Source organism: Pseudomonas sp. ADAK2 TE3594 (genome assembly GCF_053628675.1).
In genome coordinates this window covers 5707664-5728803 of the sequence record NZ_JBRJGV010000001.1, presented here as the reverse complement: position 1 = coordinate 5728803, position 21140 = coordinate 5707664, and the positions used below count along the sequence as shown (strand labels likewise).

General features: G+C 60.0%; 22 protein-coding genes. 12 read left to right on the top strand and 10 right to left on the bottom strand.

The window, feature by feature from the left end; translation table 11 throughout:
• Positions 1–109 precede the first annotated feature (109 nt).
• Complete coding sequence (locus AB7M22_RS25805) at positions 110–355, bottom strand: TIGR02647 family protein (RefSeq protein WP_007894898.1); 246 nt, start codon at positions 353–355, stop codon at positions 110–112.
• A 249-nt stretch (positions 356–604) separates the two neighbouring features.
• Positions 605–889, bottom strand: a complete 285-nt coding sequence (locus AB7M22_RS25800) for a hypothetical protein (protein WP_007894899.1) — start codon at positions 887–889, stop codon at positions 605–607.
• A 125-nt stretch (positions 890–1014) separates the two neighbouring features.
• Here AB7M22_RS25800 and AB7M22_RS25795 point away from each other — a divergent pair, with 125 nt between their 5' ends.
• Positions 1015–1674, top strand: a complete 660-nt coding sequence (locus AB7M22_RS25795; RefSeq protein WP_454188176.1) for a glutathione S-transferase family protein — start codon at positions 1015–1017, stop codon at positions 1672–1674.
• Positions 1675–1759: 85 nt separating this feature from the next.
• Here the strand turns inward: AB7M22_RS25795 and argH are convergent, their stop codons facing one another.
• Positions 1760–3154 carry an argininosuccinate lyase gene (argH, locus tag AB7M22_RS25790; protein ID WP_454188175.1) on the bottom strand — a complete coding sequence of 465 codons (1395 nt, stop codon included), beginning with the start codon at positions 3152–3154 and terminating at the stop codon, positions 1760–1762.
• 461 nt (positions 3155–3615) lie between these two features.
• Between argH and AB7M22_RS25785 the strand changes: the two genes are divergently transcribed.
• The 7 genes from AB7M22_RS25785 to rsd all read left to right on the top strand — a co-directional run bounded on the left by AB7M22_RS25785 (position 3616) and on the right by rsd (position 10062).
• Complete coding sequence (locus AB7M22_RS25785; protein ID WP_007941588.1) at positions 3616–4362, top strand: LytR/AlgR family response regulator transcription factor; 747 nt, start codon at positions 3616–3618, stop codon at positions 4360–4362.
• Positions 4363–4498: 136 nt separating this feature from the next.
• Positions 4499–5440, top strand: coding sequence for a hydroxymethylbilane synthase (hemC, locus tag AB7M22_RS25780; RefSeq protein ID WP_454188174.1), 942 nt, complete (start codon positions 4499–4501; stop codon positions 5438–5440).
• Positions 5437–6204, top strand: coding sequence for a uroporphyrinogen-III synthase (locus AB7M22_RS25775; RefSeq protein WP_454188173.1), 768 nt, complete (start codon positions 5437–5439; stop codon positions 6202–6204). Before hemC ends, AB7M22_RS25775 begins: the two co-directional genes overlap by 4 nt.
• A 16-nt stretch (positions 6205–6220) precedes the next feature.
• Complete coding sequence (locus tag AB7M22_RS25770; protein WP_454188172.1) at positions 6221–7375, top strand: uroporphyrinogen-III C-methyltransferase; 1155 nt, start codon at positions 6221–6223, stop codon at positions 7373–7375.
• Entirely contained in the window at positions 7372–8610 is a 1239-nt protein-coding gene (locus AB7M22_RS25765) for a heme biosynthesis HemY N-terminal domain-containing protein (RefSeq protein ID WP_454188171.1), read from the top strand. Before AB7M22_RS25770 ends, AB7M22_RS25765 begins: the two co-directional genes overlap by 4 nt.
• A gap of 262 nt (positions 8611–8872) precedes the next feature.
• A complete protein-coding gene (locus tag AB7M22_RS25760) occupies positions 8873–9424 on the top strand; it encodes a disulfide bond formation protein B (protein WP_008006746.1) in 552 nt (183 codons plus the stop codon).
• A gap of 179 nt (positions 9425–9603) precedes the next feature.
• Positions 9604–10062, top strand: coding sequence for a sigma D regulator (rsd, locus tag AB7M22_RS25755; RefSeq protein WP_454188170.1), 459 nt, complete (start codon positions 9604–9606; stop codon positions 10060–10062).
• 61 nt (positions 10063–10123) lie between these two features.
• Here rsd and AB7M22_RS25750 read toward each other — a convergent pair whose 3' ends face one another.
• On the bottom strand, positions 10124–10789 hold the full coding sequence (locus AB7M22_RS25750) for an FKBP-type peptidyl-prolyl cis-trans isomerase (protein ID WP_008006744.1): 666 nt from the start codon (positions 10787–10789) through the stop codon (positions 10124–10126).
• Positions 10790–10981: 192 nt separating this feature from the next.
• Between AB7M22_RS25750 and AB7M22_RS25745 the strand changes: the two genes are divergently transcribed.
• Positions 10982–12193 carry an AlgP family protein gene (locus tag AB7M22_RS25745; RefSeq protein ID WP_454188169.1) on the top strand — a complete coding sequence of 404 codons (1212 nt, stop codon included), beginning with the start codon at positions 10982–10984 and terminating at the stop codon, positions 12191–12193.
• Here AB7M22_RS25745 and AB7M22_RS25740 read toward each other — a convergent pair.
• Positions 12190–12672: a TIGR02444 family protein gene (locus AB7M22_RS25740; protein WP_454188859.1), complete on the bottom strand. Its 483-nt coding sequence runs from the start codon at positions 12670–12672 to the stop codon at positions 12190–12192. The two genes, AB7M22_RS25745 and AB7M22_RS25740, sit on opposite strands and share 4 nt — an antisense overlap.
• Before the next feature lie 33 nt (positions 12673–12705).
• Here AB7M22_RS25740 and AB7M22_RS25735 point away from each other — a divergent pair, with 33 nt between their 5' ends.
• The 3 genes from AB7M22_RS25735 (at position 12706) to AB7M22_RS25725 (ending at position 16084) form a co-directional block, all read left to right on the top strand.
• Positions 12706–14616, top strand: a complete 1911-nt coding sequence (locus AB7M22_RS25735; protein WP_008006738.1) for an ATP-binding cassette domain-containing protein — start codon at positions 12706–12708, stop codon at positions 14614–14616.
• On the top strand, positions 14616–15197 hold the full coding sequence (locus AB7M22_RS25730) for a mechanosensitive ion channel domain-containing protein (RefSeq protein ID WP_454188168.1): 582 nt from the start codon (positions 14616–14618) through the stop codon (positions 15195–15197). The genes AB7M22_RS25735 and AB7M22_RS25730 overlap by 1 nt, the downstream gene beginning before the upstream one ends.
• Positions 15198–15451: 254 nt before the next feature.
• Positions 15452–16084 carry a LysE family transporter gene (locus AB7M22_RS25725; protein ID WP_454188167.1) on the top strand — a complete coding sequence of 211 codons (633 nt, stop codon included), beginning with the start codon at positions 15452–15454 and terminating at the stop codon, positions 16082–16084.
• Between the two features lie 158 nt (positions 16085–16242).
• Here AB7M22_RS25725 and AB7M22_RS25720 read toward each other — a convergent pair whose 3' ends face one another.
• The 5 genes from AB7M22_RS25720 to AB7M22_RS25700 all read right to left on the bottom strand — a co-directional run bounded on the left by AB7M22_RS25720 (position 16243) and on the right by AB7M22_RS25700 (position 21004).
• Positions 16243–16986: a penicillin-binding protein activator LpoB gene (locus AB7M22_RS25720; protein WP_454188166.1), complete on the bottom strand. Its 744-nt coding sequence runs from the start codon at positions 16984–16986 to the stop codon at positions 16243–16245.
• A 3-nt stretch (positions 16987–16989) separates the two neighbouring features.
• Positions 16990–17577 (bottom strand): penicillin-binding protein activator LpoB, encoded by a 588-nt coding sequence (gene lpoB, locus AB7M22_RS25715; protein ID WP_105340689.1) that lies wholly within the window; start codon positions 17575–17577, stop codon positions 16990–16992.
• 39 nt (positions 17578–17616) lie between these two features.
• Positions 17617–17988: a YcfL family protein gene (locus tag AB7M22_RS25710; protein ID WP_007899347.1), complete on the bottom strand. Its 372-nt coding sequence runs from the start codon at positions 17986–17988 to the stop codon at positions 17617–17619.
• 15 nt (positions 17989–18003) lie between these two features.
• A complete protein-coding gene (locus tag AB7M22_RS25705) occupies positions 18004–19398 on the bottom strand; it encodes a COG3014 family protein (protein WP_454188165.1) in 1395 nt (464 codons plus the stop codon).
• Between the two features lie 205 nt (positions 19399–19603).
• Positions 19604–21004 (bottom strand): COG3014 family protein, encoded by a 1401-nt coding sequence (locus AB7M22_RS25700; protein WP_454188164.1) that lies wholly within the window; start codon positions 21002–21004, stop codon positions 19604–19606.
• Between the last annotated feature and the right edge of the window lie 136 nt (positions 21005–21140).

Genomic DNA, 21140 nt, shown 5'->3' with positions numbered 1-21140 from the left:
CTGATTTTGTATTTCTGGCGTCGGGTTGTTATCACACGGCGACAGCGGACACCAAAGTGTGCCCGCGGAAATCCCGTGACAGAGGTTTCCGTGGGCGATGCGGTGAGGCTCAGGCTGTTTCGCGCACGGACAGAATGGTTAGAACGGTTTGCACATTTTGTGCAGCGTCACGCCCCAGGCTGGTCAGATAACCGCCATCGGGCTGGGTGATCAATTCTTTGTCGAACAGTCTTTGGGCAGCGGCAATGGCTTTCGGGGCAGCGGTCTGATGAATTTTCAAACCTTCCTGGGAACTGTCCAGGTTGAAGAGGGCGAGGATTTCCAGTTCGGCAACCAACTCAGGGGTAAGCGACATAAGGACTCCAGACTTTCTAGGAATTGGACGATAGCGCTCCTAAGGTGATCCCACTCGCGCAGCATGTCCAGTGCTCGTAACAGGGTTTTTTCGCCTTGGGGGGCATTCCCCGGTGGGTGGTGCAGGTAGCGGGGGTGGTTTCTGTAGGAGCGAGGCTTGCCCGCGAAGAACGGTGACGCGGTTTTGCAGATAGACCGCGGTGAGGCCTTCGCGGGCAAGCCTCGCTCCTACAGGGGAGGGGGTGCTGGCTTATTTCTTTTCTGGCGGCAACTCTGGCAGCGCGCGCAGCGCGGTTTCGTACCATTCGGTGTTGAACGCGCGGTCTTCTTCGAGGATCGCGTCGATTTCCACCGCCAGCACGTGGGCCATCAGGTTGAGGATTTCCTCACGCTCGTAACCCACCAGGGTCAGCTTGTTGAAGGTCGCCTTGGCCGCTGGCGGGTTATCGCTTTCGATCTGGTTTTCGATGGCTTCGATCAGGGTGTTTTCGGCGAACTCTTCTTCGTCGATCTCGATATCAGTTGGCTCGCTCATGGCAGGCTCCTCAAGTTAAGGCGGCCAGTTTACCTGCATTCAGCGCTGTGATGCTGCTGGCAAGAAGTGCCCGGGCGTTCTATAACTGGCGCTGCCAACCCCCTGCACGGCCTGGAGGCTATGTAATGCTCAAGCTTTATGGATTTTGCGTCAGCAACTACTACAACATGGTCAAGCTGGCGTTGCTGGAGAAGGGACTGCCGTTTGAAGAGGTGCCGTTTTACCCGGGCACTACCCCCGAGACGCTAGCCATCAGCCCGCGTGGAAAGGTTCCGGTGCTGGGCGTCGAACAAGGTTTCATCAATGAAACCAGCGTGATTCTCGAGTACCTCGAGCAGAGCCAGAAAGGCACGCCGCTGCTGTCCAGCGAGCCCTTCGAGCGAGCGCAGGCGCTGGCGTTGGCCAAGGAAATCGAGTTGTACATCGAACTGCCGGCGCGCGCCTGCTACCCCGAAGCGTTTTTCGGCATGTCTGTGCCGGAGGCGATCAAGGACAAGACCAAGACTGAGCTGCTGCTGGGGTTCGCCTCGCTGGGCAGGCATGGCAAGTTCGCCCCTTACGTGGCGGGCGACAGTCTCAGCATTGCGGATTTGTATTTTCTGTACAGCGTGCCGATGGCCTGTGCCGTGGCGCAGAAGCTGTTCGATATCGATCTGTTGGCCGGGATGCCGGCGGCCAAGGCGCTGCTGGAGCGTCTGGGGCAGAACCCGCATGTGCAGCGGATCGCAAAGGACAAGGAGGCGGCGATGCCAGCGTTCCTGGAGATGATCGCGTCCAAAAAGTAGACGTGTAACGATCTTGAGAATGCCTTCGCGAGCAAGCCCGCTCCCACAAGAACCCCTGTAGGAGCGAGGCTTGCCCGCGAAGCTTTTAACGGCTGGCGAGCAACACCTGGCCGCGAGCAACAGCCTTCTTGACCTGCGCCGGCGCAGTTCCGCCGATATGGTCACGGGCATTCACCGAGCCTTCCAGGGTCAGCACGGCAAATACGTCCTGTTCGATCTGGTCGCTGAACTTGCGCAGTTCTTCCAGGCTCATTTCCGCCAGATCCTTGCCGGTGTCCACGCCATACTTCACCGCGTGGCCAACGATCTCGTGGCAATCACGGAACGGCAGGCCACGGCGTACCAGATAGTCGGCCAGGTCGGTGGCGGTGGAGAAACCACGCAGGGCTGCTTCGCGCATCATCGCGTGTTTCGGCTTGATCGCCGGGATCATGTCGGCAAAGGCTCGCAGCGAATCGCGCAGGGTGTCGGCGGCGTCGAACAGCGGTTCCTTGTCTTCCTGGTTGTCCTTGTTGTAGGCCAGCGGTTGGCCTTTCATCAGGGTCAGCAAGCCCATCAACGCGCCGAATACCCGGCCAGTCTTGCCGCGAACCAGTTCCGGCACGTCCGGGTTTTTCTTTTGCGGCATGATCGAGCTGCCGGTGCAGAAACGGTCCGGCAGATCGATGAACTGGAACTGCGCGCTGGTCCACAGCACCAGTTCTTCGGAGAAGCGCGACAAGTGCATCATCGCGATGCTCGCGGCCGAGCAGAATTCGATAGCGAAGTCGCGATCGGACACGTTGTCCAGGGAGTTGCCGCCGACCGCGTCGAAACCCAGCAATTGAGCGGTGTACTCGCGGTCGATCGGGTAAGTGGTGCCGGCCAGCGCGGCGCTGCCCAGCGGCATGCGGTTGGTGCGCTTGCGGCAGTCGACCAGACGCTCGTAGTCGCGGCTGAGCATTTCGAACCAGGCCAGCATGTGATGCCCGAAGGTCACTGGCTGCGCGGTTTGCAGGTGAGTGAAGCCCGGCATGATGCTGGCGGCTTCGCGCTCGGCCTGCTCCAGCAAGCCTTGTTGCAGGCGGGTGATTTCGCCCAGGATCAGGTCGATCTCGTCACGCAGCCACAGGCGGATGTCGGTGGCGACCTGGTCGTTACGGCTACGGCCGGTGTGCAGCTTTTTACCGGTCACGCCGATGCGGTCGGTCAGGCGCGCCTCGATGTTCATGTGTACGTCTTCAAGGTCGATGCGCCAGTCGAACTGGCCGGCCTCGATTTCACCCTGGATGGTGTTCAGGCCATCGATGATGCTGTCGCGCTCGGCATCGGTCAGCACGCCGACCTTGGCCAGCATGCTGGCGTGGGCGATCGAGCCCATGATGTCGTGGCGATACAGGCGCTGGTCGAAGGTGACGGAGGCGGTGAAGCGGGCGACGAAGGCGTCGACGGGTTCACTGAAGCGGCCGCCCCAGGACTGATTGGTCTTGTCAGTGCTCATGAATTCGCTCGTATCGGCTTGAAGAAAGGTGGCGTGAAACGCTGACGCGGATAATAACAGGGTTGCCAATCCTGTCGCTGACACTGGTCGACAGGTTTTTTTCTTATCGCGCCACCCCTGCTCGAAGCAAGCGATACGGAAATTGCGCAACGATATTTTTCAATTGAGCAATATCGTCCCGGCAACCGTCTACAGTTGGACAGAGGATCAGCGCACTTCTCGATGCTGCAGCTGACTATAGAGAGAAGAGGGGTGTTCATATTGTGTATCAGCAAACTCTACGGCGATGCCTCGCCAGTGCGGGCCTGGACCGCCAGTCACGCGGCAGATAAAAATTTAGCCGCCGGTCTCGCGGCACTTTTTGGCCCTCGCGCTAGTCTTAGCGTGGATCGCGGTGACGGACGTCACTTCACCTGTCTACGCTATCCTTGTGCGAGACTCACGCAGGAATCCAGCGCAATATGAATGTCCTGATCGTTGATGACGACCCCCTGGCCCGCGAGCGCCTGAGCCGAATGGTTGGCGAACTCGAGGGATACAATGTCCTGGAGCCCAGCGCCACGAACGGCGAAGAGGCGTTGGCACTGATCGACAGTCACAAACCGGATATCGTGTTGCTCGATATTCGCATGCCGGGCCTCGATGGCCTGCAAGTGGCTGCACGATTGTGCGAACGCGAAACCCCGCCCGCCGTGGTGTTTTGCACCGGGCCCGATGAATTTGCCGTGGAAGCCCTACAGGCCAGCGCCGTGGGCTATCTGGTGAAGCCAGTGCGCACAGAACAGTTACACGAAGCATTAAAGAAAGCCGAGCGACCCAATCGCGTCCAGCTCGCGGCCTTGACTCGCCCGGCGGCCGAAACCGGTAGCGGTCCGCGCAGCCACATCAGCGCCCGCACCCGAAAAGGCATCGAGCTGATTCCGCTGGGTCAGGTGGTCTACTTCATTGCCGACCACAAGTACGTCACCTTGCGTCATGAAGGCGGTGAAGTGCTGCTCGACGAACCACTCAAGGCTCTCGAAGACGAATTTGGCGACCGTTTCGTGCGGATCCACCGCAACGCACTGGTGGCTCGCGAACGCATCGAGCGGCTGCAACGCACGCCCCTGGGGCATTTCCAGCTGTTTCTCAAAGGCCTGAACGGTGATGCCCTGATCGTCAGCCGACGCCATGTGGCCGGCGTGCGAAAAATGATGCAACAGCTTTAATCCGCCATTCAGGGCGGATTTCTATCTTATTACCGGACATTGAGGGCCAGGGAGGCCGTGCAGTTTCTGATACAAGTCAAAGTGGATTTGGCTGAGCTGTTATTATCTGCCGTATCTATTCAGTACGGATTGATCCATGTCCTCTCGCGAAATCCGCATCGCCACCCGCAAAAGTGCTCTCGCCCTGTGGCAGGCCGAATACGTCAAGGCTCGTCTGGAACAGGCCCATCCGGGCCTGCTCGTGACGCTGGTTCCCATGGTCAGTCGCGGCGACAAGCTGCTTGATTCGCCGCTGTCGAAAATCGGCGGCAAGGGCCTGTTCGTCAAGGAGCTGGAAACTGCGCTGTTGGAAAACGAAGCCGACATCGCCGTGCACTCCATGAAAGACGTGCCGATGGACTTCCCCGAAGGCCTCGGTCTGTTCTGCATCTGCGAGCGCGAAGACCCGCGCGATGCCTTTGTCTCCAATACCTACACCAGCCTGGATGAGTTGCCGTCAGGCAGCATCGTCGGCACCTCCAGCCTGCGTCGCCAGGCGCAGTTGCTGACCCGCCGTCCGGACCTGGAAATCCGCTTCCTGCGCGGCAACGTCAACACTCGCCTGGCCAAGCTCGATGCCGGCGAATACGACGCCATCATCCTCGCCGCGGCGGGTTTGATTCGTTTGGGCTTCGAAGACCGCATCACCTCGGCCATCAGCGTCGAAGACAGCCTGCCGGCTGGCGGCCAGGGCGCGGTGGGTATCGAATGCCGTAGCGTCGACACTGAAATCCACGCGCTGCTGGCGCCGCTGCATCACCAGGACACGGCCATCCGTGTTACGGCCGAACGTGCTCTCAACAAACATTTGAATGGCGGCTGCCAGGTGCCAATCGCTTGCTACGCCGTGCTTGAAGGCGAGCAGATCTGGTTGCGTGGGTTGGTGGGTGATCCGAGCGGCGGCCTGTTGCTCAGCGCCGAGGCCCGGGCGCCACGGGCCGATGCCGAGGCTTTGGGTGTGCAAGTGGCCGAAGACCTGTTGAGCCAGGGCGCCGCCGACATTCTGAAAGCAGTCTATGGCGAGGCAGGGCACGAGTGACTGGCTGGCGCCTGTTGCTGACGCGCCCTGCGGATGAATCGGCGGCGCTTGCCCGTGTGCTGGCCGACGCGGGGGTTTTCAGCAGCAGCTTGCCGCTTTTGGATATCGAGCCGATTCCCGCCTCTGACACAATGCGCGAAGTGATTCAGAACCTGGATAGCTATTGCGCGGTGATCGTGGTCAGCAAACCGGCCGCTAGAATCGCTGTCAGTCTGCTCAACCAGTACTGGCCGCAGCCACCGGGCCTGAAGTGGTTCAGCGTGGGCGCGGCGACGGCGCAGATTCTCGAGGATAGTGGGCTGGATGTGAGCTTCCCGGTCGACGGCGATGACAGCGAAGCCTTGCTTGCGCTTGCGCCGTTGCGCGAGGCTGTCGCCGGCCCCGATCCGCGGGTGCTGATCCTGCGCGGGGAGGGCGGGCGCGAGCTGCTGGCTGAGCGTTTACGCGAGCTTGGTGCTAGTGTCGAGTATCTGGAGTTGTACCGACGCGGTTTGCCGCAGTACCCGTCGGCAACGCTGTCTGACCGGATCGAGGCGGAACGCTTGAACGGGCTGGTGGTCAGCAGTGGACAGGGTTTTGAGCACCTGCACCAATTGGCTGGCGATGCCTGGCCGAGCATGGTGCGGCTGCCGTTGTTTGTTCCAAGCCCCAGGGTCGCCGAGCTGGCACGTGCCGCCGGGGCCCAAACAGTTGTGGATTGTCGTGGCGCCAGTGCCGCGGCCTTGCTGGCGGCGTTACGGGAACACCCCGTGCCCGTTTTCTAATGCAAAGGATGGATACGTGAGCGAAACAGCCTTGCCTAAAGATGACGTCCGGCCCGTGCTTGATGCATCGGCTGATGCACCGGTTGAAACTGCGCCACCTGCTGTTGAGCAGCGCCGAGGCAATGGGTTGGCAATCGTCGCGCTGCTGTTGGGCGCGGCAGGTGTTGCCGTGGGTGGCTGGGGAGTCTGGCAGGTGCGTCACCTGCAAGCCAATAACCAGCAACAGTTGAGTCAGGTACAGGCGTTGAACGATCAGGCACAGAGCCTGAAGCTCAACGAGCAGCGCCTGACGGCTCGCCTCGAGCAAATGCCGGCCGCCGAGGAACTCGACGCGCGCAGTCGTCTGGTCACTCAACTCCAAGGCGATCAGCAACGCCTGAATCAACGCCTGGAAACCGTCCTCGGCGCAAGCCGCAAGGACTGGCGTCTGGCCGAAGCCGAGCACCTGCTGCGTCTGGCCAGCCTGCGTCTGTCGGCGTTGCAGGACATCAGCAGTGCCCAGGCCCTGGTGCAGGGCGCCGATGAAATTCTTCGTGAACAAAACGACCCGGGGGCTTTTGCCGCCCGCGAGCAAGTGGCCAAAACCCTGGTAGCCCTGCGCAGTACCGAACAGCCGGATCGCACCGGGTTGTTCCTGCGACTGGGTGCCTTGCGCGATCAGGTGATCAACCTCACCGAGTTGGCGCCTGAGTACAAGGACCGTGGCGAATCACTGCTGGGCCTGACCGCCGATGGCGACGGTGCCAGTCGCTGGGCGCAATGGTGGGATCAGATCTCGCGTTATATCCGCATCGATTTCAACGCCGACAAGAATGTCCGTCCGTTGCTGGCAGGGCAGAGCCTGAGCCAGGTGCGTCTGGCTCTCAGCCTGGCGCTGGAGCAGGCACAGTGGGCAGCGCTTAATGGCCAGGCCGCGGTTTACACCCAGGCGCTGGCCGAGGCGCGGGACGTGCTCAAGAGCAACTTCAACCCGGATAACCCTCAGAGCAAAATCATGCTGGAGCAGGTGGCCGAGTTGAGCAAGCAGCCAGTCACGGTGGTCACGCCAGATCTGACGGGCACGTTGAGTGCGGTTCAGGGCTACCTTGAGCGGCGCAACGTCAATGCCGAAGACTCGGTGAAACCTTTGGCCAAACCTGCCGCGAGCACTGCGCAGGAGGCAACGCCATGAAACGCCTCTATGTGATCGTGTTCGTGGTCATTGCCGCTGCCGCCGCGCTGGGGCTGGCGATTGCCGAACATTCCGGCTATGTGCTGATCGCCTATAAGACCTTCCGTTACGAATCGAGCCTGTGGGCCACCCTGGCCCTGGTGGCTGTGCTGTGGCTGGTGTTCTGGGGCATCAAGGCGTTGGTCGAACTGGTGACGACTTCCGGTGGGGTGGTCAATCCATGGTCACGGCGCAATCGCAGTCGACGAGTGCAAGTGGCAATCGAACATGGTCAGCTGGATTTGGCCGAGGGCCGCTGGGCCAGCGCGCAGCGTCATCTGTATCGCGCAGCGGAAGCCGAGCGCCAGCCGTTGCTCTACTACCTGGGTGCCGCCCGCGCCGCGAACGAACAAGGTCACTACGAGGAAAGCGACAACCTGTTGGAGCGCGCTCTGGAGCGACAGCCCCAGGCCGAGCTGGCGATTGCCTTGAACCATGCCCAATTGCAGACTGATCGCGGCGACACTGAAGGCGCGCTGGTGACCCTGCAAGCCATGCACGAGCGTCATCCTCATAACGTCCAGACCCTGCGCCAGTTGCAGCGCCTGCTTCAGCAGCGGGGCGACTGGTCGGCAGTGATTCGCTTGTTGCCGGAGTTACGCAAGGACAAGGTATTACCGCCGGCCGAACTGGCTGAGCTGGAACGCCGGGCCTGGGGTGAAAATCTTTCGTTGGCGGCGCACCGGGAAGAGGACGGAACGGTCGGTTTGCAATCGCTCAATCGCGCCTGGCAGCAACTCACCGCTGCTCAGCGCCAGGAACCGCAACTGGTGCTGGCCTATGCCGAGCAATTGCGGCAACTGGGCGCGCAGGTCGAGGCCGAAGAAGTCCTGCGTGCAGCCCTCAAGCGCAAATACGACAGCCATCTGGCACGCCTGTACGGACTGGTTCGCGGCAGCGACCCTGCCAGGCAACTGCACACCGCCGAGGGTTGGCTCAAGGATCATCCGGCCGACCCGGGCCTGCTGCTGACGTTAGGCCGTTTGTGTCTGCAAGGCAGTCTGTGGGGCAAGGCCCGGGATTATCTGGAGAGCAGCCTGCGTGTGCAGCGCAACCCTGAAGCCTGCGCCGAACTGGCGCGGTTGCTGGCGCAACTGGGTGATACCGAACGCAGTAATCAGCTGTTCCAGGAGGGCTTGGGTCTGCTGGATGAGCGCTTGCTGGCGGCACCGCTGCCGGTGCCGGCTCACGCCTGATTTCCGCGCCGGACCTTATGTAGGAGCTGCCGAAGGCTGCGATCTTTTGATGTTTTTATAAGAGCGCAGTCGCTTCGAATCCACCACTGTTTCAGCGTTGTAATCCTTCGCCGGCAAAGTCCTACAGAGGACTACATCAAATCCTCTCGACGCTGTCGGGAATTCCCTACACTTCTGGTGAAGTGTCCGTGGTGGTCTGCCTTGAAAGGCTGCCGCGCTTTCCTCTACCGTAACCGTCTGTCTCTACTGTTACGGAAAAGCCATGTCTTTGGCCTGCTCACGCTCCTTGTTTTTCATGGTTTTCATTGCAGGTGCCCTGGCCTTGGGCGTTTCCTATTACCTGGAATATGCGGTCGGCCTCAAGCCTTGCGGGTTATGCCTGTTGCAGCGGGTTTGCCTGGCGCTGCTCACGGGTGTCTGCCTGGTGGCTTCAGTGCAGGGGCCTGGTCGCTTCGGATCGTTCCTGTATTGGCTGCTGGGTCTGCTCTGCAGTCTGGCGGGGACCATCACTGCGTGGCGGCAGGTGGTGTTGCAGAGCGATCCCGTGCATCAGTTATCGGCATGCTCGCCTGATCTGACCGATCTGTTCGCCAGTACACCCTGGCTGTGTGTCGTGCAGCGAATGTTCAAAGGAACCGCCGATTGCGCGGAAATTTCCTGGACGCTGTTCGACCTGAGCATCCCGGAGTGGAGTCTGCTGTTCTTCGTTGCGATGATGATTCTGGGCGGGCATCAGTTGTTGCGCCTTGTCTGGATCGCGTGTCAGCGACCGCTCAGCGGCGAGTCGTCGCACCGGGTACTGGCGGGCGATTAAACACTTGTATGAACTTTATCTCCTGCGTACCTTGAAGCCATAGGCGCGCGGGCATAATCTGGCCCGCACGTGTCATTGGATTTATGTTGCTCGAATGACGCTCTGCCTGGTCGATTCTTGATTTTCAAGTGTGCGACAGGTGTAGAGCAGCATGACCCACAAGGGAAGAGAGAATCACCATGCTCGAAAGTTGTCAGAATGCTCAGGAACGCTGGGGTGGAGTGCATCTGCTGATCGATCGCTGGTTGCAGGAGCGTCACGAACTGGTTCGGGCCTATGATGCTCTCGGCGCCAAGCCCGAAACTTTGGGCGAGAACCGAAAACCGTTGCAGGAATTCTGCGGTGTGCTGGTCGACTACGTGTCTGCCGGGCATTTCGAGATCTACGAACAGCTGACCGGCGAAGCCAAGGCGTTTGGTGATACTCGCGGTCTGGAGTTGGCCGAGACGATCTACCCGCGCATCGACGTCATTACCGAGAAGCTGCTGGCGTTCAACGACCTGTGTGATGCCGGTAAGTGTGTCGCGGAGAAGTTCAAGGAGCTGGGTGGCTTGTTACATGAACGCTTCGAACTGGAAGATTGCCTGATCGAAGTGCTGCACACCGCTCACAAGGAAGAGGACTCGGTTCAGGCCTGAACCTTATCCAGCAACACCCTCAAAACGGTGCGCTATGCGCGCCGTTTTTCGTTTCCGGGTTTCAGCTTGTAGCACCACGCAATTCGACCTCGAATACCAGTGGTGTGAACGGCGCGATCAGGTCGCCGGCACCGTCGGCACCATAGGCTTGGGCCGATGGAATCACCAGGCGCCATTTCGCGCCGACCGGCATGTTTTGCAGCGCACTGCGCCAGCCCGTGATTACGCTATCAAGACTGAACCACTGCGGTTGGCTGTTCTGGTCGAACACTGAACCATCAGGCAGGCGTCCGATATACAGCACCTGGACCTTGCCATTTGGACCGGCCTTGGCACCGGTGCCCGGCGCCAACTCTGTCAGCAGTATTCCATCGGCCAGTTCGCGAACGCCGGGCTTGGCTTTTTCCTCGGCGAGAAAGCGTCGTTCGTTTTCCAAAGCCAATTCGCTTTGCGGCACAGGCGATTGCATGGCAACCCGGGCTTCATGCTCGGCCAGAATCTGTTCGATCCGCTCATCTTTCAGTGCCAGCGGCTTGCCTTGATAGGCTTGCTGCAAACCTTCGAGCAGGGCCTGAAGTTGCAGATCCGGAACTTCCTGGCGCAAGCGTTCGCCAAGGCTTGCGCCCAAGCTGTAAGCGAGATCGTGAGCGTCATTTGCGGCGGTTTTTTCGGTGGCCTGGGCCACGGAAAAAAACACGCACAGCGATAAAAAAAGGTAGCGCGACATGGGCACTCTCCGACCTGAGATGCGCAGGATTATGCCAGTGTGAATGCGTTCAAAGGTGAACTGGTTTTGCACAAGCACAGAACATTTTTACTTCGTTGCAACGTAGTGCTTTCGATACTGTCAACATGCCCTAGCGGCGGTTGCAGCAGAGGTCTAGTATGAGCCGCATTCACGTCAGCCAGGAGGTAAACCATGTCGGCCACCAAGAAGCCAGTAAATACTCCGTTGCACTTACTCCAACAACTCTCGGGCAGCCTGCTCGAGCATTTGGAAAACGCTTGTTCCCAAGCCTTGGCTGATGCTGAAAAACTGCTCGCCAAGTTGGAAAAGCAGCGCGGAAAAGCACAGGAAAAGTTGCACAAATCCCGGACCAAATTGCAGGACGCTGCGGCGGCCGGCAAAGCCAAGGCGCAAGCCAAGGCCAAGGAGGCGGTGAAAGAACTTGAGGACTTGCTCGATGCCCTCAAGGATCGCCAGTCCGAAACGCGCAGCTACATCCTGCAACTCAAACGCGACGCTCAAGAAAGCCTGAAACTGGCCCAGGGTGTCGGTCGTGTCCAAGAGGCTGTCGGCAAGGCGTTGTCCCTGCGTTCGGCCAAGCCAGCCGCGGCACCTGCGAAGAAAGCCGCTGCCAAACCGGCTGCTGCAAAAGCATCGGCCAAGCCCGCTGCCAAAGCTCCGGTGAAAGCCGCAGCCAAGCCTGCCGCAAAACCGGCGGCGAAAAAACCAGTCGCTGCCAGTGCTGCGAAACCAGCGGCTAAAACGACGGCTGCCAAACCTGCCGCTGCCAAAACAGCTGCCGTTAAACCTGCTGCAAAAACCGCTGCTGCGAAACCGGCCGTGGCGAAAACTGCAGCTGCAAAACCAGCTGCTAAATCGGCCGCAAAACCTGCTGCCAAGCCAGCCGCTAAAACTGCTGCGACAAAACCTGCTGCCAAGCCAGCCGCTAAAGCTGCTGCTGCCAAGCCAGCCGCTAAAGCTGCTGCTGCCAAGCCAGCTGCCAAACCTGTCGCAGCTAAAACTGCCGCAGCCAAGCCTGCTGTCAAACCGGCTGCAAAAGCTGCCGCTAAACCGGCTGCCAAAACAGCTGCCGCGAAACCCGCAGCCGCCGCTAAGCCAACCGCTACTGCCAAGCCTGCCGCTGCGAAACCAGCAGCCAAACCTGCTGCTGCCAAGCCAGCCGCTGCGAAGCCTGCGGTAAAACCTGCCGCCAAGCCTGCCGTGAAAAAACCGGCGGCCGTTGCCAAGCCGACTACAGCACCTGCTGCCAAGCCAGCTACCCCGGCTCCAGCGCTCGCTGCATCGGCTTCGCCTGCTCCAGCAGCAACCACCTCGACCACCACGCCTGCGCCAACGCCAGCCGCACCGTCGAGCACCAGCACCACCCCAACCAGCGCTTCCTAAGTGCCGGTTGCCGCGACGCGCAGCTGATGCAGCGCGTCGCGGTCCAGGTGGGCGGCACCCGCCGCCACACCTTCGAGCCAGGCCGTTCGTTCGGTCTCCTCATACTGCGGCCAACTCTGTGCCAATCGTTCCAGCCGCGACAACAGATGTCGTTCGGCTTCCATCTCCAGTGACTTTACCTGTTCGCGCAAATCATTCAGCCCGGCATCCTCGCTAGCGGCGGCTTTCCATTGCAGGCGCAAGGCGCGCAACGGTTGCACGACATCCGCGTCCCAAGGCCCGGCTACATCGCGAAGCAGCTGCAAGCGTTGTTTGTTGCAGGTAACTCCACGCTCTTCCAGCCACAACCCGCACAGCAGCAGGCACACATTCACGCCTGCCGACTGCAATTGCAGGCACGCACGTTCTACCCCGCGACGGGAGTAAGTGATAACGGAAAAGCTCCACAGGTCAGAGGGACATAGTGCTACTCGCGCCAGTTGCGAGCGAAGCTGGTAGACTCCGCCGCCATTATGATTCGACTTCAGAACCTGACTTTACAGCGTGGCCCGCAACGTCTGCTAGAAGACGCCGAGCTGACCCTGCACGCCGGCCACAAAGCCGGCCTCATCGGTGCCAATGGCGCCGGCAAATCGAGCCTGTTCGCCTTGATTCGTGGCGAACTGCACCCGGACTCGGGTGACTGCTTTCTGCCGGCCGACTGGCGCATCGCCCACATGCGCCAGGAAATCGAGACGCTCGAACGCCTGGCGGTCGACTACGTGCTCGATGGTGACCTGCGCCTGCGCGAGGTGCAACGCGACCTCGCCGCAGCCGAAGCGGCCCATGACGGTGCCGCTCAGGCCCGCCTGCACTCGGAACTCGACAGCGCCGACGGCTACACCGCCGACGCACGGGCTCGAAAGCTGCTGGCCGGCCTTGGGTTCACCAACGAGCAGATGGATCGGCAAGTAGGAGATTTCTCCGGTGGCTGGCGGATGCGTCTGAACCTGGCGCAGGCTTTGATGTGCCCTTCGGACCTGTTGCTGCTCGACGAACCGACCAACCACTTGGATCTCGACGCCATCATCTGGCTCGAAGAGTGGCTTAAAAGCTACCCCGGCACCTTGCTGCTGATTTCCCACGACCGGGACTTCCTCGATGCCGTGGTCGATCACGTAGCCCACGTCGATCAACGCAAGATCACCCTGTATCGCGGTGGTTATAGCGCCTTCGAGCGCGCTCGTGCCGAACGTCTGGCCCAGCAGCAACAGGCCTACGAGAAGCAGCAGGCGCAACGTGCGCACATGGAAAGCTACATCGCCCGCTTCAAGGCCCAGGCCACCAAGGCCCGTCAGGCCCAGAGCCGGATCAAGGCGCTGGAGCGGATGGAAGAACTGTCCGCCGCCCACGTCGATTCGCCGTTCGACTTCGTCTTCCGCGAGTCGACGAAAATTTCCAGTCCGCTGATCGACCTGTCGGATGCTCGACTGGGTTACGGCGATAAAACCGTGCTGGAGAAGGTCAAGCTGCAACTGACCCCCGGCGCGCGGATCGGTTTACTTGGCCCGAACGGCGCGGGTAAATCGACCCTGATCAAAAACCTCGCCGGTGAGCTTGAGCCGTTGGCCGGTCGCCTGACGCGCGGTGAAAACACCGTCGTTGGCTACTTCGCCCAGCATCAGCTCGATTCCCTCGATTCCAAGGCCAGCCCGTTGCTGCACTTGCAGCGCCTGGCGCCGACCGAGCGTGAGCAGACCTTGCGCGACTTCCTCGGGGGGTTCGACTTCCGCGGCGCGCGTATCGATGAGCCGGTACTGAATTTCTCCGGCGGTGAGAAGGCGCGTCTGGCCCTGGCATTGATCGCTTGGGATCGACCGAACCTGTTGCTGCTCGACGAACCGACCAACCACCTGGACCTGGAAATGCGCCTGGCGCTGACCATGGCCCTGCAGGAATTCAGTGGCGCGGTACTGGTGGTCTCCCACGATCGTCATTTGCTCAAAAGCACCACCGACAATTTCTATCTGGTGGCAGACGGCAAGGTCGAGGAGTTCGACGGTGACCTGGAAGACTACGCCCGTTGGCTGGTCGAATACCGTCAGCGCAATGCCCCGGTCAGCAATACCCCGGTCAATCCGGACAAGACCGACAAGAAGGCTCAGCGCCAGGCTGCTGCTGCATTGCGTCAGCAGTTGGCACCGCACAAGCGCGAGGCCGACAAGCTTGAAGCCGAGCTGGGCAAGCTGCACGAGAAGCTGGCAAAGATCGATGCCAGCCTTGGCGACAGCGACATTTACGAGCCGATGCGCAAGAACGATTTGCGTGATCTGCTGGCTGAACAAGCCAAGCTGAAGGTGCGTGAAGCCGAACTGGAAGAAGCCTGGATGGAAGCGCTGGAACTGCTGGAAAGCATGCAGGCGGAGCTGGAGGCACTGTCCTGATGGACGCCTTCAAACTGCCGTTGCCGGCTGTGTGGGGCGAGCCGCTCTGGCTGGTTGTGCAAATCCTGCTGATCCTGCTGGCCGGTTATGTCGCCCAGCGTGTTGTCGCTAAATGCCTGACTCGCCTGGGCGAGCGCTATCCGTTTCCACCGCAGTTTTTCATGCCGCTGCGCGGCGGTTTGCGCTGGCTGATCATGGGCAGCACGCTGATATTCGTGCTGGAACGCCTCGGCGTGTCGGCCACGGTGCTCTGGACGGCGTTGTCCGGTTTCGTTGCGGTGGCCGCCGTGGCGTTTTTCGCCATGTGGAGCGTGCTGTCCAACCTGCTGTGCGCGATCCTGATCTTCACCGTCGGCCCATTCCGTATCGGTGATGTAGTCGAGTTGGTGGATACCACCGACAAGCCTGGCGTCAAAGGCCGGGTGGTGGCGATCAATCTGCTCTACACCACGCTGATCGAAGCCGAAGAACTCGGTACCGGCAGCGCCATGGTGCAAGTGCCCAATAGCCTGTTCTTCCAGCGTTCAGTTCGGCGCTGGCGCGGGACTGATGTTTTTCCTTCGAACGGGTTTGAAAAGTAAGCCTTCTGTTGCCTGACACACCGCCATCGCGGGCAAGCCCGCTCCCACAGTTTTTTGGAGTCGGATTACAGGTTTGTGATCAGCCCGAAACCCTGTGGGAGCGGGCTTGCCCGCGATGGCGGTCCGTCAGACGATGGGCCCTTCATGCCGTAAACACTGGTCGGCAGTCGCCATGTCCTGCAAAAAATCGGTAGTCATCGGCCCAAAGGCGCATTAGCTTAGACGTCTGTCACGAGTCTGAGTCGAGGTGTGCGATGGTGCTTCAAACATGGCTGGCGTTTTTTGCCGCCTGCTGGGTGATCAGCCTTTCTCCCGGTGCCGGCGCCATTGCGTCGATGTCCAGCGGTTTGCGCTACGGCTTCTGGCGCGGTTACTGGAACGCCCTGGGCCTGCAACTGGGCCTGGCGTTGCAGATTGCAATTGTCGCCGCCGGTGTGGGTGCGATCCTCGCGGCCTCCGCCACGGCTTTCTATGCGATCAAATGGTTCGGCGTGGCCTACCTGGTCTACCTCGCGGTCAAGCAATGGCGCGCGCTGCCCAATAATATGAACGACGACGCGGCCATCCGGCAGATTGGCAAGCCGATGGCGCTGGTGTTCCGCGGTTTTCTGGTGAACGTCAGCAACCCCAAGGCCTTGGTGTTCATGCTCGCGGTGCTGCCGCAATTCATCGACCCCCATGCGCCGCTGGTGGCCCAGTACCTGATTCTCGGCGTGACCATGATCTGCGTCGACCTGATCGTCATGGCCGGCTACACCGGGCTGGCGGCGAAGGTGCTGCGTTTGTTGCGCACACCCAAACAGCAAAAACGCATGAACCGCACTTTTGCCGGGCTGTTCATCGGCGCGGCGGCGTTTATGGCGACCCTGCGCAAAGCGGCGGTGTAAAACTTTCAGACACAAAAAAGGCGACCTCTTCAGGTCGCCTGATCGTTCCCATGCTTCGCGTGGGAATGCCTCAACGGACGCTCCGCGTTCGGCTCTTTGGGACGCAGAGCGTCCCGGGCTGCATTCCCACGCGGAGCGTGGGAACGATCAGAGCCGACTCAGTGCAGAATGACCGGCGCCGTATCCCGAGGCAGGTTATTGCGCAACGGCGCTTGCCCCGGCTGCTCGTAGCCACCGCCACCGAGCTGTTGGCTCAATTGCGCAGCCACATCTTCGCCCAGCGCCTTGGACACGTCACGTACCACCCGTGGGCGGTTCAGTGAAACCCGGATGTCCCGGCCATTCACCAGTTTGGTGTCCTGACCTTCGCCCATCGCCGTAAAGGCCGAGGTGATCTCAAAGGTCTTGGTGTTGATCAGGCTGAAGTCCGCCACCAGCGTCAGCCCCAGCACCGCCGAATAGCTGTCGGTGTTGGCCAGCTCGTTCATGTCGCGGGTGAAGTCGATGTCTGACACGGTGCCGAACAGCACGTAGTCGGCACCCTTGAAGCTACCGGCCTTGATGCGCTTGATCACGTCGTAGACGTCACCCTTGGACGAAGCAGTGTAGGGCGTGCCCTGCACCAGCTGGAACATGCCGGTGCGCAGAATCTCGCCCTTGATGTCGCCGGTGAATTTTCGCAGTTCACCTTGCTCGATGTAGCTGCTGGTTGCTTCGTACTCTTCGTAACTGGACGAACCACTGGCGCCGTAATAGCTCTGACTGTGGTTGCTCTGGGCCGAAACAGTGTGGACGTATTGTTCCACCCGTTCCTGATACGCCAGGTCCGCTACTGCGACTTTCGGGGCCGCTTGCACGCTGAACGCGCAAGCCAGGGCCATCATGCCAATCCATGTGCGCATCGATTAACGCTCCGTGGTTTTGCGGATCTCTTTTTCGTCCATCCACTCGGCCAGACCGCTTTCAACGTCGATCAACTGCAGGCTGAATTTGTAGAAGACGTCCTTGTAGTCGCTGCTGCGTTTGACGATCGAGCTGATCGAACCTTCAAGACGGTATTGGGCGGCGATCATGTTGCCAGTCTTGGCCACGGTGCTCTTCTTGTACAGGCCGCTCTGGTTTTGCAGCTTGAGCTGGTCAACCTGGCTTTGCATGGCAGTGTTGTCGCTGGCGAAGCGGGCGACGCCGGTCTTCATCAGTTGGGTCTTGATGCTGGTGGTGATTTCGCGGGTATCGATGTACTCGCTGGTCTTGTTCTTCACGTCATAGACCTGAACCACCGGACGGCCTTGCAGGATGCCGGACTGGGCCAGGGAGCGGGTCATGGATTCGGCGATCATCTGCAGGTCGGTGGAACCGAACTCGTTGGTCACGGTTTCCACGGCCTTGGTGTCACCGTAGCTGATGTTTTTGCTGCCCAGCGTTGGCGAAGTGTTGGCGCAACCGCTGGCCAGGAGGGCGATGACGGCGATGAACGAAAAGCGTGCAAACATGGGAATGCTCTCTAAAACTGAACGAATAGGGTGTCGGGCTTAAGGCGTTTTGATTTCGAGACGGAAATCCACGGCTTTGGCGGTTGGCGCAATGGCCTGAATGAAACTGGTCTGCTCGCCGTACATCATCTGGCTTTTCCAGGTTTCTTCTTCGGCAACCGGGAAACCTTCAGGGCCGAGCCAGGCAAAACGGTAGTAGAAGGTCTTGTTGTTGTAGCTGGTGTTGCTCAGCTGCGCATTGACCGTCATGAAGCCGTTTTCCCGGGCCACGCGCATGGCGCCGACCACGATGTTCTTGAGCTTGCCCATGGCCACGACCTTGCTGGCGGCGCTGCCTGGCTCCGGTGGTGGCGGGGTGGCGCAGCCGGCCAGCAAGGCCAGGGCGACGACAGCGATGAATTTGAAACGCATGCAAAGACTCCGTTCTTAAGGTTGTTTGAGGCTGGCCACGGCGGTCGCGTTGGCGCTCGGGATCACGTGTGCGGCCAAGCCGTTGGCGAATACCTGGTTGCCCACGGCGCGCAGGGTGATGACCTGAAAGCGCTGATCAACGGTGATCTTGACGACCGAGCCGCCCACGGCGCTTGGCAGCGTGACGTGGTGCTCGCCCTTCTTCAAGCGCAGACGCACCACCTGAGTGTTGTCCGGCAGCGTACGCCATGTACGAGTATCGGCACCTTCGAGCACGGCTGAAGTAATACCGACTGCAAGACCCGCCAGCGGGTTGGTTTCGTTGATCTGCTTCTGTGCCACACCACGAGTGATCGCCCGCACGGTGGTGCGCAGGATGATGCCTGGCATGTCATCACGCAGCGCGCGGCGGGACATGGCAGTGGTGCTGTTGAGTTGGGTCAGGTTCAGCTGCTGACCGTCCACGCCGATCTGGGCGAAGGTGGCGGTGGAGGTATCGGGTTTGATGATCGGGAACGACAGCGGCGTGATCACCACGTTGTTGCTGATTGGCAATGGCAGCGGAATGCGGATCGAGTCGCGGGACGGTGCCAGGCCGCTTTGCACGACGATCAGGATGTCGCTGTCATCGTTCTTGGCCGGTTTGTCGAGGTTCACCAGTGCCTGTTCCAGCAGCGGCGTGTTCGGGCGCAGTTCGGCGGCCTTGCGATAACCCGGCGCCGCCAGATCTTTCTCGCCCAGGGCTTCATAAACGAAGCCTGCCAGGTAATGGCTGAATGCACTTTGGTAGCTGTTTTTCAGGCTGACCACTTCCGGCGCGTCGAGGCTGGCCACCGGGTAACCCTGAAGATCCTTGTACTGGGTCTTGACGCCTTCTTTCTCGGCCTGCTCTTCGCTCTTGAGGTATTCCTTGTCGCGAAGGTCGGCGATCACCGCTTCACGTTCGTGAGTCTTCTTGATCGCGGTACGCGCGCCGTCGAAGTCGTTCACCGCCAACAGGTTGAGGGCCATCTGCGTGGTCAGCATGACTTTTTCGTAGTCGTAGCCTTCGTAGCGACGAACCTTGTCGTTGACCAGGAAGCTGCCGAACTGAGCCAGGTACTTGTCGGTGTCGAGCTTGACCGCGTCTTCCCACTTGCCCACCACCTGATCGGCGCTGGTCCAGGCGTTCTGGCTGCCGGACAAGTCGCCCTTGGCGCGCAGCAGTTCGCCCTTCTCGAAGTAATAGAGCAGGTCTTTGTCTTTGCTGGTGTTGTTCTTTTCCAGCAGGGTCAAGGCGCCGTCGACGTTGCCGGAAGCCAGTTGCTGGTTGGTTTGTGCAAGTTCCGAATCGTAGTTACGAAAGGCCGAACAGCCGGAAAGCAGAGTGACAGCGCTGAGCGCGATCAAAGTGGGGGCGCGGAATGCCATAAGGGGTACGTCTTCCCTGAATATAAGCAGCCGCGTGCGGGTCGGGCTGTTGGGACCTATCGGCAGGGAGACTGGCGTCCTGCCAATTCCTCATAAAAAGAGGAGCTTAAATGCCGTATCGCAATAACGACGGCGCGGCATTATAAACAGGGATGCTGGCCATGTAATGGCTTTTTAATTGCATCTTTTCACAACGTGCCACTACTTATTTCAGACCGGATACCGCAGTGCTTTCAGGCGCAACGACAGGTTCGAAAGCCACTCCGTTGCTGTAAACCCGCTCGCCCAGCGCTCGCAGGCCTATGACCTGATGGTTCTGCTCGATGCGGACTTTCAGGGGCGCGGCGCCCGGCGCGTTGGGCAGGCTGATAAGGTGCTCGCCTTTTTTCAGGCGCAGGCGCGCCACCAGGGTGATGTTGGGCAACGTGCGCCAGGTTCGAGTGTCCGCGTGCTCAAAGCCATCGTAATGCGTCACGTAAGAGGCTTTGCTCGGGTTGCGTCGGTTGTCTGTAGCCTGAACAGAAGCAGCCAGGTAGGCGCGATGTGCGGTGCGCTGAATGATGCCCGGCATATCGTCGCGCAGCGTGCGCAAAGACATGTCGGTGATGCTGTTAACAAGGATCAGTTGCTGTTTGCGACCGTCGATCGTCATCTGCGTGAACGCCGGGGTCGACGTGTCGGGAACCATCACCGGAAACGACACATTGGCGACGATCACCTGATTGTCTTCCAGGCGCACCGGGTAGGGGACACGAACCGAGCTGCGCGCCGGCGCCAGGCCACTTTGCACGATGATTAGCACGTCACTTTCATTTGCCTTGGCTGCGGGTTTGTCGAGTTCGCGCAATGCCTGCTCGAAGAAGGGCAGGTCGGGTCGCAACTCGATGGCCTGGCGATAACCCGGGGCGGCAAGATCACGCTCACCCAGCGCTTCATACGTAAACCCGGCCAGGTAGTGACTGAATGCACTCTGATAGCCGTTTTTCAGCGCGATCACGGCGGGCGCATTGAGGGTCATCACGGGATAGCCCTGGAGATCCTTGTAGTGCACGCGAACGCCCTGAGCCTTGGCTTCTTCTTCAAGTCGCTCGTATTCCTTTTCCCGCTGACGGGCAATCAGTGCTTCACGTTCGTGGGTTTTCTTGATGTCGGCGCGAGCACCGTCGAAGTCATTCACGGCCAACTGGTTCAGGGCCATTTGCGTGGTCAGCATGACTTTTTCGTAGTCGTAGCCATCGTAGCGCCGCAGTTTGTCATTGATGATGCTGCCCCAATGATCGCCCATCGCGGACAAGAGCTGTGTGCCGGCAGATTCGACGGTGTCCTGGCGCTGGATCACCATTTGCTCTGCACTGCGCCAGGCAACCTGGCTTTGCGGCAGCGCACCACCGGCACTCAGGACTGCACCTTTTTCGAAGTAGTAGAGCAGATCCCGTTCTTCTGACGGATTGTGCAGCTCCAGCAGTTGGAGAGCGCCCTGTGGATTTCCCGCTTTCAACTGGGCGGTCGTTTGCTCCAGTTCCAGGTCGTAGTCGCGGTAGGCGGCGCAACCGGTCAGTTGCAGGGCAACGCTTAACAGCAGTGAGAAAAACAGGTGTGAACGCATGGACGTTGATTCTTCCCTGAACGAAACCGACGGAGGGTGGCAATTGGCCGCTGAATTTATACGCAGCCACGCGGGAAATACCAACAAAGCTTGAGCGAAACTCATTGAGAGTGAACAATGTGTTACTTCGTATTTC